Origin of the sequence: Luteolibacter ambystomatis (genome assembly GCF_018137965.1) — a bacterium.
GTDB lineage: Bacteria > Verrucomicrobiota > Verrucomicrobiia > Verrucomicrobiales > Akkermansiaceae > Luteolibacter > Luteolibacter ambystomatis.
On record NZ_CP073100.1, the window covers coordinates 3049896 to 3064517 of the forward strand.

General features: G+C 62.2%; 9 protein-coding genes. 5 read left to right on the forward strand and 4 right to left on the reverse strand.

The window, feature by feature from the left end; genetic code table 11:
- Positions 1 to 22: 22 nt before the first annotated feature.
- Both KBB96_RS11605 and KBB96_RS11610 read right to left on the reverse strand, forming a co-directional pair.
- Positions 23 to 3046 (reverse strand): glycoside hydrolase family 97 catalytic domain-containing protein, encoded by a 3024-nt coding sequence (locus tag KBB96_RS11605; protein ID WP_211629607.1) that lies wholly within the window; start codon positions 3044 to 3046, stop codon positions 23 to 25.
- 146 nt (positions 3047 to 3192) lie between these two features.
- A complete protein-coding gene (locus KBB96_RS11610) occupies positions 3193 to 6165 on the reverse strand; it encodes a beta strand repeat-containing protein (RefSeq protein WP_211629608.1) in 2973 nt (990 codons plus the stop codon).
- A gap of 218 nt (positions 6166 to 6383) precedes the next feature.
- Between KBB96_RS11610 and KBB96_RS11615 the strand changes: the two genes are divergently transcribed.
- Together KBB96_RS11615 and KBB96_RS11620 are read left to right on the forward strand one after the other, a co-directional pair.
- Positions 6384 to 6920, forward strand: coding sequence for a sigma-70 family RNA polymerase sigma factor (locus KBB96_RS11615; protein WP_211629609.1), 537 nt, complete (start codon positions 6384 to 6386; stop codon positions 6918 to 6920).
- Positions 6921 to 6925: 5 nt separating this feature from the next.
- Positions 6926 to 8518 carry a LamG domain-containing protein gene (locus KBB96_RS11620; RefSeq protein ID WP_211629610.1) on the forward strand — a complete coding sequence of 531 codons (1593 nt, stop codon included), beginning with the start codon at positions 6926 to 6928 and terminating at the stop codon, positions 8516 to 8518.
- Positions 8519 to 8533: 15 nt separating this feature from the next.
- On the opposite strand, the gene KBB96_RS11625 is transcribed toward KBB96_RS11620, so the two are convergent.
- Positions 8534 to 8920 (reverse strand): Co(2+)/Mg(2+) efflux protein ApaG, encoded by a 387-nt coding sequence (locus KBB96_RS11625; RefSeq protein WP_211629611.1) that lies wholly within the window; start codon positions 8918 to 8920, stop codon positions 8534 to 8536.
- A 139-nt stretch (positions 8921 to 9059) separates the two neighbouring features.
- Here KBB96_RS11625 and thiD point away from each other — a divergent pair, with 139 nt between their 5' ends.
- From thiD to KBB96_RS11640, 3 genes are read left to right on the forward strand one after another with little or no spacing between them, the layout of a single operon-like run.
- Positions 9060 to 9866, forward strand: a complete 807-nt coding sequence (gene thiD, locus KBB96_RS11630) for a bifunctional hydroxymethylpyrimidine kinase/phosphomethylpyrimidine kinase (RefSeq protein WP_211629612.1) — start codon at positions 9060 to 9062, stop codon at positions 9864 to 9866.
- 43 nt (positions 9867 to 9909) lie between these two features.
- On the forward strand, positions 9910 to 10395 hold the full coding sequence (gene coaD, locus KBB96_RS11635; protein ID WP_211629613.1) for a pantetheine-phosphate adenylyltransferase: 486 nt from the start codon (positions 9910 to 9912) through the stop codon (positions 10393 to 10395).
- 5 nt (positions 10396 to 10400) lie between these two features.
- The gene (locus tag KBB96_RS11640; RefSeq protein WP_211629614.1) at positions 10401 to 12446 is read left to right on the forward strand and encodes a carbon starvation CstA family protein; all 2046 of its coding nucleotides are present in this window, start codon (positions 10401 to 10403) and stop codon (positions 12444 to 12446) included.
- 129 nt (positions 12447 to 12575) lie between these two features.
- Here KBB96_RS11640 and KBB96_RS11645 read toward each other — a convergent pair whose 3' ends face one another.
- Positions 12576 to 14615 (reverse strand): ATP-dependent helicase, encoded by a 2040-nt coding sequence (locus KBB96_RS11645; protein ID WP_211629615.1) that lies wholly within the window; start codon positions 14613 to 14615, stop codon positions 12576 to 12578.
- Positions 14616 to 14622 lie beyond the last annotated feature (7 nt).

Here is a 14622-nt window from a genome sequence, read left to right on the forward strand (position 1 = left end):
GTTCAGGCTCCGCCGCAACCTCTCATGGCACCGCGATGCGGAAAAACATCTTCCCGGCCGGTGGTTGCTCCAAGGACACATCCACGGTCGAGACTCCATTGGCATCGCGCGCACCCTCGTTGAACGCAGCACCGAATTGTCCGCTCACGAGAGACTGCCAATCGTCCAGCGTGGTCGAATACTGGACCTGCGGTTGCAGGAAAGGTCCTGTAGCGCTCAATCGGTAGGAGTATCTCAGACCGTTCACATCCATGGTGAGTGTCGGCAGTTTCGTGCTGTCATCGCGCACCAGCGGATTCGTGCCCAACACGCATTCGATCGCATTCGGAATGCCATCGCCATCCGGATCATCATCGGTTCCGGCGGAAGCGATCGGAATGCCTTTGAGAGCCACCCATTGTCCATAGGGGTCCGCAGGGAAATACTCCACGATGAGCTCCGGGTGCCAATCCGCATTCGTATGATCACTGCTGGCGAATTGCCACTGGGGCGCGCCTGTATAGGGAGCGCCATAGGTCAACAGCAACCCTGCGTTGCCACTGCCACCGCCCGCGATCCATGAATCAACGATCTTCGTGAGCGAGTCGCGGGTGGACACTCCGCTGGGTGCTGACAACGGGATTTCAATCCATGCGCCCACCGGTGCGATGGATGAATCGAGGGTGGCGGACCCGAGCTGGGCATAGCAATCGGTGGCCGTGCGTGCGCCCGCGGTTCCTCCCAGCCAGGCCCCGGCAGTGGACGCGGCATGGTTCCAGCACGACGTGCCGGACACCGCGGCCCCGTTCGCACTTCCCTCAACCCATCCGGAATTTCCTTCCCGCTCCAACTGGACACCCACCTGACAACTGGCGGATAGATCCGTCACCGCCGCCACGCGCAGGCGGAGTGTCATCGATTTGATGGAAGCATACCTTCCTCCCAGCACGGACAGATCGAACCTCGTCAATCCGGAGCGCACCTTGCCGCTGCCGAGCACGCCAACCAGGAGCGTGTCGCGTCCACCGTAGTTGTTGCCGGGAGTCTCCTGAACCAAGGAGGTATCCTGCACGCCCTGATAGTTGCTCAGGTGGACGAGACCGTCCGAGGAACCGGGAGACGTCCCTTTCTTGAAGATCATCGAACTGAGAGGCGGAGTCGGTGGTACCACTTCCCGCAGCCCGTTTTCGGTGAGGATCACGGTGAAGCCATTCCCCGCTGCGACACTCCGAACCAGCGTGGCGCCCGCATCGACATCGAGCATGTCGATCGCCACCTGCGTGGTGGTCGCGACGGAGCCATCATCCCGGAACACCTCCGCACGATACGCCTTGGTGGAATCGAGAAAGGTCAGTGGCACTTGGAACGTACGCGCCGTATTGCCATTCAGACCCGCGAGAAACCATGTCGTCCCCTTGCGCCGTGCCACCGTCACGTGTGTGTCCGGATGCCCATCGAGAATCCGGCTTTCATCCCAGGTCGTCGGCAGGCGATCGAAGAACGATAGTTCCGGCACCTCCTGCAATACGGACACTCCTCCTCCGGCACCCGCACTCCCGGGCGAACCAGCCGGACGGTCATACCAGTAGAGCGTTTGCCACGGACTGAAGATGCAAACGGACTTCGCCAGTTGGGACGCATGCGAACCCATCGTGGCCACCCGGCTGGCAAAATAGCAGTTGGTCTGGTCCGATGCCCCTGCGAGACAGCGGGTGAAGAGACTCTTGAGCGCGTCCGCGTTCTTCGGGGTTTCTTCATCACCACGGATACCTTCCTGGGTGAGAAGATTCGGCCACGTGCGCGACACGCCGGTGGGGCGGTATTCGTCGTGGATGTCCACAATGAGGTGATGGTCCGCGCATTTCGCCACCGCGTTGTGAAGCCAGGTGGTGTTCGATTGGGAGCCCACATTGACGAAACCGAACTTCATGCCCGCCACGCCCCACGACTCGTAGAGCGGCAGGATCTGGTCGAGCTGCCGGGTGAGGGCGATCTGGTTGACGTAGAGAATCACGCCGACGCCTTTCTGTTTTCCGTAGGCGATCACCGCCGGCAGATCGAGCGGTCCGGGCGAACGCGCCGGGTCCACGTTCACCGTCGTCGCATCCGATGAGGATGAATTCTCCGGCCCGTACCATCCGGCATCGAAGAGGATGTATCGCAGGTCATGCGCGGCGGCGAAGTCGATGCAAGCCAGGCCGCCCTGCGTGGTGAGCGTGACCTCGCGGAGCACCTTTCCTGGCTGGATCCACGAGGTGTCCGCCACCTTGGACGGCTCGTTCAGGTTCAGCATGAACGCGCTGTCCTGAAGCAACGCCGCGGGAGAAGACCCGACCCGCACGTAACGCCATGGACTGGTGAACAAACCCGTGAATGCCTCACTGCTGGATAGCGAAGCGGAAAGGGTCGAGGTGCCGGTGCGCGTGAACTTCATCCTCGCACCATCGACCAAACCGGCCTCCCCCAGCGAGGCGTAGAGGTCGGACGCGAGCTGCGCGAGCACCGGACGATCCAGCGAACCGCTGGCCACGGAAAGCGATTGCTTCGAGATCGTCCCCTGCGCGGAGGTGGAGGTCCACACCACGGTGGAGGATGGCATCGGAAACGTGGACTTCTCCGAGGCTACCGTGCCACTGCCGGAGATCAGATAGCGCCACGCGATCCCCGTGTCATACGCCCTCACCTGGATCTTTGCATCGGGTTGTCCCGTCACTGACGGAACAATCGAGAGTGTCTCCTGCCGGCAGCGATCCCGCACGTTCATCTCTTCCCCGAAAGGATTCGACCACGTGAGATCCACATCCGCTGCCTGGACATCTCCCAGTGCCCCTTGGGATGCTACGATGCCAATCGTACTTCCCAGATCCAACCCGAAGGTTCCGCGTGTGACCACCACACGACCTGCGGAGGTCACGCTATGGAGCAAGGCTCCGGTAGTGGTATCCCGCTCCAATGTGAACACCACACCTCCTCCGGGGCTGGCGATGGTGCGCTCGGTCACGAACGCACCGCATGCTGATGCAGCGGCAGCCATCCATGCGAAGATGATGAGGGAGCCTTTTGACATGAGGATCGGTTGCTTGGAATGGCGGAACCCAATGGCATCCCGCGCGGGAGCCGCGGCGGAGCCACACCTTGGGAAAACCGCTCCAGAGCGAACTCTGGAGCGGCTCACATTGCATCTATTTACCCACGGAAACGAATTTCAGGGCTTCATTCGGTTACCTTGGCCCGGATGAAGATCTTCACATTTGCAGCCGGATCAGAACCGGGAATGTAGAAGGAACGATAGGTCCAGCCGCCGGGCAACGGCTTGTCCGCAGCCAGAGTGCCCTGCACCGCAGCCACATCCGCCGGATTGGTGACCTCGTTCACATCGATGAAATTGCCGGTCCAATTGGTCACATCAACAGAACCCTGGATGTGATAGGTCACACCATCCTGGGCGGTGGAGACCAGTTCGTCCGGCCCCAAATCGGGGAAGCTTGCGCCCGTCCGCACCGGCATGGTGAGGGTCAGCGCGTTCAGCCCGCCCACCGCAGCCACCTTGGTCACGATCCGGCCGTCATTCGCTCCTGACAGCGGATCACCATCGAACGCGAACTCATGGAGGTTGTTGTGACCATCGTGGTCCGGATCCTGCACCGGACCGTTGCTGGTGCCATCGAGACCTTTCGAATTGGCCCATGCGATGTAATAGCTGCTTGCGCCCGTGGACTCGAGGGTCACCGCCTGGCCGTCGTGATAGCGGATGATGAAGTTGTTGATGCCGATGGCGACCGGAGCGTTTTCCGCAAGGCCGTTGAAGGTGCCGGTGAGCGTGCCGGTGTAGGCGATCAGGGTCAGCTTCGTGCCGACCGGAACAGCCCCGGCCGTGACGGCCCGGTCGGAGAGGCCGAGCGTTCCGCCGAGCGTCACGTCTCCATTCACGGAGATGAGATCCGAGCCGACGGGACCGGAAGTATCAATCTCAGACGCCAGCACGGCCCCGGCGGGAAGGGTCAGCGCACCGGTGGTCAATACTCCGATCGCACCATTCCCCGGGGCAAGGGTGCTGCCGGATTCCAACGTCACCGCGCCGATGGTACCGGTGCCACCCAAGATGGTGGTCGAATGGACCACGGTCGTCCCGGTGCCAGTGGCCAAGCCGGTGGTATTGTTTGCGAGCAAGGTTCCTCCGGAAACATCGGTGTTGCCGCTGTAGGTATTGGCTCCGGAGAGAATCAACGTGCCGGTGCCAGCCTTGCCCAGGCCGCCGGTTCCAGAAAGGATGCCGCTCAAGGTGATGGTGTGGGCGGTTGAAGCGGACAGGTTGCCGTTGGTCCCTGTGAGATTCATTGGCAGCGATGAACTCCATGAAGCACTGGATGACAGGGTGCCGCCACCCATGTTGAGCGTGGCGGTGCCGCTCCCTTTGCTGATGCCGCCGCTGCCGACCGACAGCGTGCCGCCGGTGAGGTTGAGGGTTCCGGCGGATGCGCTGTTATAGCCCAGCGCGATCTTTTTCACCGATGCCGTGCCTCCGGCCATGTTCCAAGCGGCGGCGGAGTTCTGCCCGATATAGACGGCTGCATTGCCAACGGCCAACGTGCCACTGTTCATGTTGAAGGTGCCTGCGTCGCCGGCGTATTCCCCGATGACCAGGCCGCGGTCGGACGGCGTTCCGCCGGAGATTCCGTTCACGGTCAACGAGCCGCTGGTGAGGGTGAGCGTGCCGGTGCCGGTGTTGTCGAAATAGCCGAGCCCCACCCATCCACCGAATGTGATCTGGGCATTGTTCTTGATCTCCGCACTGCCGCCGCTGCCGACGTTGAAGCTGCGCGAAGCGGGTGCGGTGGCGGATGCATCCAGGCTTCCACCGTCAAAAACAAAGCTCCCTCCCTGAACGACGGTCTGGCCGGTATAGGTATTGCCGCCCGATAGCGTGAGTGTGCCCGCGCCGGTTTTACCAAGCCCAAACGCACCACTGCCGGTTCCCGTGCTGTTGGCGAGGTTGGCCAGTCCGATCGCATTGCCGGTACCAATGTTCACGCGCAGCGTGGCTCCCGCCCGCAGCCCGTTGTTGTTGATGTTGGTGGTTAGATTCGCAATCAGCGTGGCGACCTGGCTTTCGCTGAACTCACCAATTCCGCCTGCATTCAGGGCCAGGGTGGCGCCACTGTTCGCGGCAATGTTTTCCTTGGTCCACGAGCCAACGCTGCCGCCATAGAGCGAGGCCGCGGTGGTGAAGGTGATCGTCCCGGCGGTGATCTGCCACTTGCCGGCGCTGGCGGCAGTGGTTTGGACGGTGGTCAGGGTAGCGGCCGTCCCCGTGCTTTCGTAGGTGCCGGTGTAGCCGGACATATCTCCCGAAAAGCGGACTTCGGAGGTGGCCGATCCGCTCGTGCTGGAATAGCGGGTCAGATTGGAAGAACCGGTGATTGCTCCAGTCAGATCGAGCGTCTGGAGCCCTGAGGTCACCGCACTGGTGGAGATCCCACTGGCGGAGGCCACTTCCACCGCACGCGTATTGGTGGTCGTGCCCGCTCCTCCGCCGCTGACAAACAACGATCCGCCCTTGAGGATAATCCGGTTTGAAGCCACCCCGCACCCCGAGCCTGCCGCAAAGTTGCCGCTGAGGACCGTCACATCTCCTGTGAAGTCATTGGTCTGGTTGGTGAGATTCAGACGCCCCGTACTTCCCGGCGTGGTGATGTTGCTGCCATGTTTGATAATCAGCCCGCCTGTGATGGCACCGGTGATCTTCTGGGCGATGGTCGAATTGGAGGAGCCGGAGCCATCGATCCCTGGATTCGCCGCCTCATTGTAGCTACCGGAAAACTTGATCGTGTTGATGGCATCGGAAGTCGAACCGAGCGTATAGGCCCCCGACGTGTTGCCACCGATAAACCGGATCTGGTTGACCTCCACGCCGCCGTTGACCGTGACCGTCTTGCTTCCGGAGATGGTTCCGCCGAACACCGCATTGTCGAGGCTGGCATTGTTCCAGGCGACATGGGCCAGGCCGCTGCCTTGGTCCCAGTTCACGACGGTCGTGTTCCAGTTACCCGTGTTATAGGTGGAGGCCCCATCACCGTTGGTGGCGATATCGGTGGTGCCTCCGTCCCAGAAGCGGTCGGCGGCGGCGGAGTGGAAGATGGGAACGATGGCGAAGACAATGAGACTCGGGAGGGAGGGGATTTTCATGGTAATGCATCCGATGTTCACACCGGATGCTCTGGGGCCTCCTCGGCCCGCGATTCCTCCGGTTATCGGGCATAAGCACCAAGCACCCGTTTTCGCGGAAAAATTGCCCGCCATTCCCACTTTCGAAAAAATCGGGAAAAAATCGCGAGATCCGTCACACTCGCGCTTATGCCCGATGGGAACATCCCGCAAATCCCTCCCCAACCCCATCTCCGGCCATGAAAGCAGAAACCGATGAAGGAAACCGGGAATTCCTGTCCAGGCTGCTGCCCAATCAGAAATCGATCCGGAATTTCATCTACAGCCTCCATCCCCACTCGGAGGACCTGGACGACATCATGCAGGACACGGTCATGAGTCTGTGGGAGAAATTCGACACCTTTGAACTGGACCGGGAATTCCTGCCATGGGCGAACCGCCTCGCCTATTTCGAGGTCCTCCGTTTCCGCAAGAAACGCAGCCGCGACCGGCTGGTCTTCTCCGACCAAATGGTCGAGCAACTCTGGGAGGATGCGCCATCGCCGAATGATACGGAAGCCGTCCGACAGGCTCTGGATGCCTGCCTGTGCAAGCTCGACGGCCGCGCCCGCGAGGTGGTGGAGGCACGCTATGCCCGTGGCGCATCGATCGCCACGCTGGCCAAAATGCGCCGCGAATCCGTCCACCAGCTCTACCGCATCCTGGAAAAAGTCCGTCTCGCGCTGGTGAGCTGCGTGCAGCGCCGGCTGGCTGCGGAAGGCAACCCTTTCTCCTGAACCATATGGGCCGCTACCAGCCATCCACCCGTCTCAACCTTCTCCTGTCCCGTTTGACGGACGGACTGCTCCATCCCGACGAAGCCCGGGAGCTGGAGGAAATTCTGCAAAAGGATGCCGGAGCCCGGACCTACTACCGCTTTTTCGCCTCGGTCCATCTGGAGCTGGAGGACCATGAACGTCTGGCCGCGCCAATGGTGATCCAGCCTCGCCCGATCTGGCAGCGTCCGGCATGGCTGGCGGTCGCCGCGACTGCAATGCTGGCAGCGGGCCTGGCGTGGTGGCAGATCACCAAGCCCCGGCCGCCCGGCCCGGCCATCCCCGGCGTTTCCGTCCACCCCACGATGGCGGTGATCTCCGCATCGAAAAACGTGGCTTGGAACCAGCCGATGGTTGCGGAAACAGGCACTCCCTTGCAGGCTGGCACCATCCGGCTGGATGCCGGAGAACTTTCCCTCTCACTCGATGGAGGCTCCGAAGTGGCGGTACGCGCTCCGGTGGAATTCGAACTACTAGAGAAATCGGAGTTCGCCCTGCGCCGTGGCCAGGCCGCCTTCCGGATGAACGGGCAGCTCATCGTCCATCTGCCCCATGCCGCGGTGGTGAACAACAACGGCGAGTTTTCCGCAAACGTGGCGGAAGATGGCACGGCGGATGTCCGCTCCTTTCAGGAGAGTGTGACAGTCTCCACCACGGAGGACCGCCGGCGCAGCCGTGAGGAGTTCCTGCTGGGCAGCGGCCAGTCACTCCATGTCACCGACAAACTGGCGGTCACCGCGCTGGCTGCGGACCAGTTTCTCCGCCTGCCGGCTCCGGCTCCCATCGGATATTCCCTCGCCGGAGAGTCATACGCCAAAGCCGTGCGGGAGTCGTCCCCCCTCCACTACTGGAGATTCCAGACGATGGACGAAAAGCGGCAGATCGCGGATGAAACCGGCGGCACTCCCCTCCTGCTCAAAAAGAATCCGCGGATCGAAGGCAGCGCCGGACGTGGCTACCTGTATCTGGATGCGGCGGGCAGCGCCGGATTCGCCACCACCGAGGCTCCCCTCAAGGGACTGGACACCTCGACCGGACGCAGCATCGAATGCCTGCTCTTCCCGGGCAGCGACCAATATCTCACCGCCGTTTCGCTGGAAACCGCGGACCCTGCTTTTCCGCTTCCCGCCCCGGGAGCGAAAATGCACCACGCGCCGCAACTGTTCGCGCTCGAACGGATGAAGCGGAATGGCGAAAACATCGGCCACGTCCACCCGGACTATGCGCTCCGCAGCATGTTCCGCTCGCCGCCGGGTTACAAGGGAGGCACGAACACCTACTCCCGCGAATCCCATTTGTTCTACCGCTGGATTCATGTGGTGGCCACCGCGGATGCAGGACGGATCCAACTCTATGTCAACGGCCGGCTCTCGGACCAAAGCCCTGCCGGCATCGGCTTCAACAACCTCAACATCCGGCCGATCATCGGCAACCTGCAGCCCGATCCCCGCGACGAACAACGCCAGTGGATCGGCGGTATCGATGAAGTCGCCCTCTATGGCAAAATCCTCACTCCCGAGGAGGTTGAGCACCATTTCGAAGCGCTGAAACAGCCATAACGATCCCCGGGGCCGTCATGCCCAGTCGGGCACCCGGAGCTGGAACTCCGGAATGCGGGCGAAGACCCACTCGCCCCCGGCTGTTTCGCCGAAAAAGGCTCCCTCCACCCGCGCACCCAACTTGGTGACATGGTAGCTGTTGTAGGAAAAATCCTCGCCCGGAGCGAGTACCGGCATCTGGCCGATCACCCCATCCCCCTCCACCACGGTGACCTCACCGTCGTTTTCCCGGACCACCCATTTGCGACCGCGGATCGTGACCTGTTCGGTGGAGCGGTTGCGGATCGAGATGAAGTACACGAACGGGTGCGGCTTGTCCTGCGGAGCCTCCAGGCTCGGCATGTAGAGGACGTCATCCACCTTGACGCTCAGGCCTTGCAGTTCGCGGATCGTTCCCGGCATGGGAAGAACACCATCCCGCCTCTAACGCCTCCTGCCAAGTGGGAAACCGCAATCTTTCATAAATCGTCAAAAAACGTCCTCCCCCTCCCCCACGCAATGCGTCTTGCATGAAGTCCGCTCCATCCGGGATGGTCGCGCCATGCATCCTTCACCGCCGGTCGCGCTGACCATCGCCGGTTCCGACTGCTCCGCCGGCGCGGGCATCCAGGCCGACCTGAAAACCTTCGAACACTTCCGCGTCCACGGCCTCACCGCCGTGACCTGCGTGGTCTCGGAAACGGCGAACGTGGTCCGTGCCGTCCATCCGGTGCCGCCGGAACTCGTGGGCGACCAGGTGGAGCTGCTGCTGGATGCCTTTCCGATCTCCGCCATCAAGACCGGCATGCTGTTCTCCGCCGCCCACATCGAGGCGGTATTGGATGCGCTTTCCCGTTACCCGGCCATCCCGCTGGTGGTCGACCCGGTGATGATCGCCTCCACCGGTGATCCGCTGCTGGAGCCCGATGCCATCGCCGCCCTGCGCGATGAAGTGCTGCCCCGCGCCACACTGGTCACCCCGAACCTGCACGAAGCGGAAGCGCTGGCCGGGGAGAAAATCACCAGCGTGGACGATCTGGAGCGGGTGGCTCTGGCCCTTTCCGCCCGCTTCGGCACCGCCTTCCTGCTGAAAGGCGGCCATCTGGACGGCCCCGAATGTACCGACCTGCTGGCGGATGGCGGCCTCGTCCACCGTTTCACCGCCGCCCGCATCGCCGTACCCGGCTCGCACGGCACCGGTTGCACCTTCTCCGCCGCCATCGCCGCACAACTCGCGCTGGGCCAGCCCCTAGCCGATGCCGTGAGCGTGGCAAAGGTCTATCTCACCGAGACCCTCGCCAAATCCTATACGCTCCATTCTCCCGCCGGAGGATCCATTCACGCACTCAACCAGGGAACCACGCTCTGATTTGAGCATTTCAAATTCCGGATTTTAAATTCAAATCCTCCCCATGCGCACCGCAGTCTATGCCGGTTCCTTCGATCCACCGACAAATGGTCATCTCTGGATGATCGAGCGCGGGCTGGAGCTTTTCGACCGCCTGATCGTGGCGATCGGCAACAATCCCTCGAAATCCTACACCTTCACGGTGGAGCACCGGATCAAGCTGCTGCGCGAGTCGGTGCCGTCCTGCGAGCGGCTGACCATCGACCATTTCGACAACCGCTTCCTGGTGGACTACGCGATGACGATGGATGCCCACTACATCCTGCGCGGCATCCGTTCCCCGGACGACTATGAATACGAGCGGGTGATGCGCCACATCAACAGCGACATGGCCCCGCAGATCACCACCACCTTCCTGATGCCGCCGCGCGACATCGCGGAACTTTCCTCCAGCATGGTGAAAGGACTGATCGGCCCGGAGGGTTGGGAGGAAATCGTCCGCCGCTACGTGCCGATTCCTGTGTTCGAAGCACTGTCCCACGACACCTGATTGCCATGAAACGCCTGCTTACCGTCCTCCTCTGGATCTTCATCTCGCTGCTCGGCATGACCGCCGTGGGCGTAGCCGCCTTCCAGCGCGGGGAACCGGTCAACGCTTTGTGGCTGGTGGTCGCGGGTCTCTGCACCTTCGCCGTCTCCTACCGTTTCTACTCCGCCTGGCTGTGTGCCAAGGTGCTCACCATCGACGACCGCCGCGCACCGGCCGCGGTGACTTGTGCGGATGGAAAGGACTTCGTGCCGACCTCGAAGTGGGTCGTCTTCGGCCACCACTTCGCCGCCATCGCCGGTCCCGGACCGCTGGTGGGTCCGGTGCTTGCCGCCCAGTTCGGCTACCTGCCGGGCGTGCTGTGGATTCTCATCGGAGCCACCCTCGGCGGCGGTGTGCATGATGCCGTGATCCTCTTCGCCTCGATGCGACGGAAGGGCAAATCACTCGGGCAGATGCTGAAGGAGGAAATGAATCCCTTCATTGGCTTCATCGCCATGATCAGCCTGCTGGCGATCATGACCATCCTCCTCGCCGTGCTCGGCCTGGTGGTGGTGAAGGCGCTCGCCGAAAGCCCGTGGGGTCTCTTCACCATCGCCGCAACCATTCCGCTCGCGTTCATCATGGGCATCGCGATCAAGAGCGGCAAGGTGGGGGTGACTCCCGCCACGATCTTCGGCGTGATCGGTCTGCTGGCCGCGGTGGTCGGTGGCAAGTATCTGCCGGAATCCTGGAACCACGCTCTGACGCTGGACTCCAAAACACTGGCCTGGGCGATCATGATCTATGGCTTCGCCGCCTCGGTGCTGCCGGTGTGGATGCTGCTCGCGCCACGCGACTACCTCAGCACCTTCCTCAAGCTCGGCGCGGTAGGTGTGCTCGCAGTCTTCATCGTGGTGCTGGCACCCCCGTTGCACATGCCCGCGATCACGCCCTTCGTCCACGGCGGCGGCTTCATCGTGCCGGGTCCGGTGTTCCCCTTCGTCTGCATCACCATCGCCTGTGGGGCGATCAGCGGCTTCCATGCGCTCATTTCCTCCGGCACCACGCCGAAGCTGCTGGCCCGCGAAAAAGACATCCGCCTCGTCGGCTACGGTTCGATGGTGACGGAGATGCTGGTCTCGCTGATGGCGATCATCGCCGCCTGCGCGCTCTCGCCGGGCCAGTATTTCGCGATCAACTCGCCGGTGAACCCGAACGACAACGTCGCGGTGGCCGCCCAGATCGAGAAAATCAATTCCTACGGCCCCACCTATGCCGTCACTCTGCCGGAGATGCAACAGCTCGCGAAGGATCTCGGCGAACCGCACATCATCGGCAAGACTGGCGGCGCCCCCACCTTCGCGGTGGGGATGGCCCACATGTTTGCCAAGGTGATCCCGGGCAATACCGCGCTCTCGCTGTGGTATCACTTCGCCATCATGTTCGAGGCGCTGTTCATCCTGACCACGCTGGATGCGGGCACGCGGGTGGGACGCTTCATCCTCCAGGATCTGCTCGGGCAGGCCGTGCCCGCGCTCAAGGACACCGGCTCCTGGATCGGCAATGTCACCGCCACCGGTCTGCTGGTCGCGGCATGGGGTTTCTTCCTCTATCAGGGTGCGATCGATCCCGCGGGCATCGCCAAGAGCCTGTGGCCGATCTTCGGCATCTCGAACCAGCTTCTCGCTGTGATCGCCTTTTGCTTCGGCACCACCCTGCTGATCAAGATGGGCAAGGCACGCTACTGCTGGGTCACCGGAGTGCCGCTGGTGTTCCTCACCATGGTCACCTTCACCGCGGGGTGGCTGAAGATCTGGGATGCGGGTTCAGCGGGATTCCTTCCGGAAATCGCCAAGCAGCAGAAACTCATCGAAAGCGGCATCCAGGGCAAGGCGCTCGAAGCCGCGAAGACCTCGCTGTTCAACGCGCGCATCGACGTGGCGGTCACCGCGGCCTTCCTGGTCTTCGTCGCCATCATTGTGCTCGGCACCGCCCGCGAATGCTGGCTGCTGCTGCGGAAACGGAAGGAAGCCATCCTGCAGGAAAGCGACTACGTGGCGCTGGCGAAGTAACATCTGTCCGATGAGCCCTTCGCTGTAGTCGGAGCGCGGACTTCAGTCCGCATCATGACCAGCCGCGAAGCGGGAGGCTTTTTCAAAGCGGACTGAAGTCCGCGCTCCGACTACAGCAAAAGGCTCTTTTCAAAACGGATCGTCATCCACCCATCCGCCACGGCCCACATGCCATTCCTCCACGAGATCCGCCGGACAATCATCCAGGAACCGTGACGGGCGCTGGATGACATCGCCGGTGTAAGACTTCGGGTTGATCATCGGGTAGCTCATGTAGAGCTCGTCCTTGGCGCGGGTGATCGCGACGTAGAACAGGCGGCGCTCCTCCTCCAGCATGGCATCGTCCTCGGCATCGAGGATGCGGCTGTTCGGGAACTGCCCGTCGGCGAGCCAGATCAGGAACACGACCTTCCATTCGAGGCCCTTCGCCTGATGGATGGAGGACAGGACCACGCACTCGTCGTCCTTCGCGCGTTTGTCGCCGGACGGCTCGCCATCCACCGATCCCATGAGCGAAAGCTGGGCGAGGAACTCCAGCACATCATCAAAAGTCTGACCGTAGGAAATGAGCTGCTCGATGTCGCTACGGCGATTCTCGTAGTTGTCGAAGCTGGCCTTGAGGTACTCGTCATAGACACCCTCCAGCACGCTGAAGAGCATGTTCGAGGGCGGCACGAACACGCCGCCCGGAGAAAGTTCGTCCAAGGTGTAGCAGAGCTGCTCCCAGTCCTTCGCCGCCTTCTTCGGAGGTTTGAACCCGAGCATCACCTCCGACCACGATGCGGGCGGCTCGTCCTTGTCCGCGAGGCCGGTGGCCAGCCAGTTCTGCCAGAGCTTCTCCGCCGCCGAGGGGCCGACGCCCGGCATGAGCTGGAGCATGCGCTTGAAGCTGACCTCGTCCTTGCGGTTGGTCACAAAGCGCAGGAACGCCGAGACATCCTTGATGTGCGCCTGCTCGAAGAAGCGCAAGCCGCTGGTGATGGTGAATGGAATCCCCGCACGGGTGAGTTCCATCTGCACTTCCAGACTCTGGAAGTGGGCGCGGTAGAGCACCGCCATTTCCTCCAATGGAATGCCTTCGTCCCGTAGTTCCAGAATGCGCTGCGCCACGAACGCCGCCTGCGAAGCCGGATCATCCAGCGGCACCAGCGCGGGCTTCACGCCAAGCGCATCCCGTGACGAACGCAGATCCTTTTCAATGCGACCTTGGTTCACGCGGATCGCCGCGTTCGAAAGATCGAGGATCTCCGGCACGCTGCGGTAGTTCGTTTCGATCTTGAAGATCCGTGAATTGAAGTAGCGCCGCTGGAATGACAGGATGTGGTCCAGATCCGCTCCGCGCCACGAGTAGATCGACTGCGCGTCATCCCCCACCGCCATCAGGCTGTTCGAGTCCCCGGCAAGCAGGTCGATCATGCGGCTCTGCACCGAGTTGGTATCCTGATACTCGTCCACCAGAATGTGGCGGAACTTCCCGCGGTAAAGGTCCAGCACGTCCGGCCGCTCCTCGAAGAGCTTCACGGTGAGGACCAGCAGGTCATCGAAATCCATCGAGTTCGTGTCCCGCTTCTTCTTGGCGTAGCCGTCGCGGACCTGGTCGATCTGCTCGATCCAGTCATCGAAATAGGGGTAGCGGGTGGCCAGCACGTCCTCCAGAGATTCCCCGGTATTTTCGATCAGGCTGAAAATCGTCGCCAGCACGTCCGCCTTCGGAAAGCGGCGCTGCTTGGTATCGATGTCGCAGGCGGCGACCACCGCGGACAACAGCGATTTTTGATCATCCCGGTCGAGAATGGAAAAGGAGCGGGTGAATCCGAGATCGTCCGCATGGCGGCGCAGGATGCGGTTGCCGATCGAGTGGAAAGTCCCCGCCCACAGGTCGGAGGTGTCCGCGGTCACCAGCTCCTGGACGCGGGTGATCATCTCGCGCGCCGCCTTGTTGGTGAAGGTCAGCAGGAGGATGTTCCGGGATTCCACATCGTGATCCAGCAACCAGGCTACCCGGTAGGTGAGTGTCCGCGTTTTACCCGATCCGGCGCCGGCGATCACCAGCGCGCGCCCGGGCGGCGAGGACACGGCGGCGTGCTGCTCGGCATTCAGCTCGGCGGCATAGTCGATTCCTGACCGAGGGGCGGTCTGTCGCCGGTGGAGGGTATATTCGCGCGCCATGTCTCCC

What these genes read in the sequence shown, in the direction of transcription:
- KBB96_RS11605 (WP_211629607.1), bottom strand. Translation starts at nt 3,046, where the DNA reads ATGTCAAAAGGCTCCCTCATCATCTTCGCATGGATGGCTGCCGCTGCA.
- KBB96_RS11610 (WP_211629608.1), bottom strand. Translation starts at nt 6,165, where the DNA reads ATGAAAATCCCCTCCCTCCCGAGTCTCATTGTCTTCGCCATCGTTCCC.
- KBB96_RS11615 (WP_211629609.1), top strand. Translation starts at nt 6,384, where the DNA reads ATGAAAGCAGAAACCGATGAAGGAAACCGGGAATTCCTGTCCAGGCTG.
- KBB96_RS11620 (WP_211629610.1), top strand. Translation starts at nt 6,926, where the DNA reads ATGGGCCGCTACCAGCCATCCACCCGTCTCAACCTTCTCCTGTCCCGT.
- KBB96_RS11625 (WP_211629611.1), bottom strand. Translation starts at nt 8,920, where the DNA reads ATGCCGGGAACGATCCGCGAACTGCAAGGCCTGAGCGTCAAGGTGGAT.
- thiD (WP_211629612.1), top strand. Translation starts at nt 9,060, where the DNA reads ATGCATCCTTCACCGCCGGTCGCGCTGACCATCGCCGGTTCCGACTGC.
- coaD (WP_211629613.1), top strand. Translation starts at nt 9,910, where the DNA reads ATGCGCACCGCAGTCTATGCCGGTTCCTTCGATCCACCGACAAATGGT.
- KBB96_RS11640 (WP_211629614.1), top strand. Translation starts at nt 10,401, where the DNA reads ATGAAACGCCTGCTTACCGTCCTCCTCTGGATCTTCATCTCGCTGCTC.
- KBB96_RS11645 (WP_211629615.1), bottom strand. Translation starts at nt 14,615, where the DNA reads ATGGCGCGCGAATATACCCTCCACCGGCGACAGACCGCCCCTCGGTCA.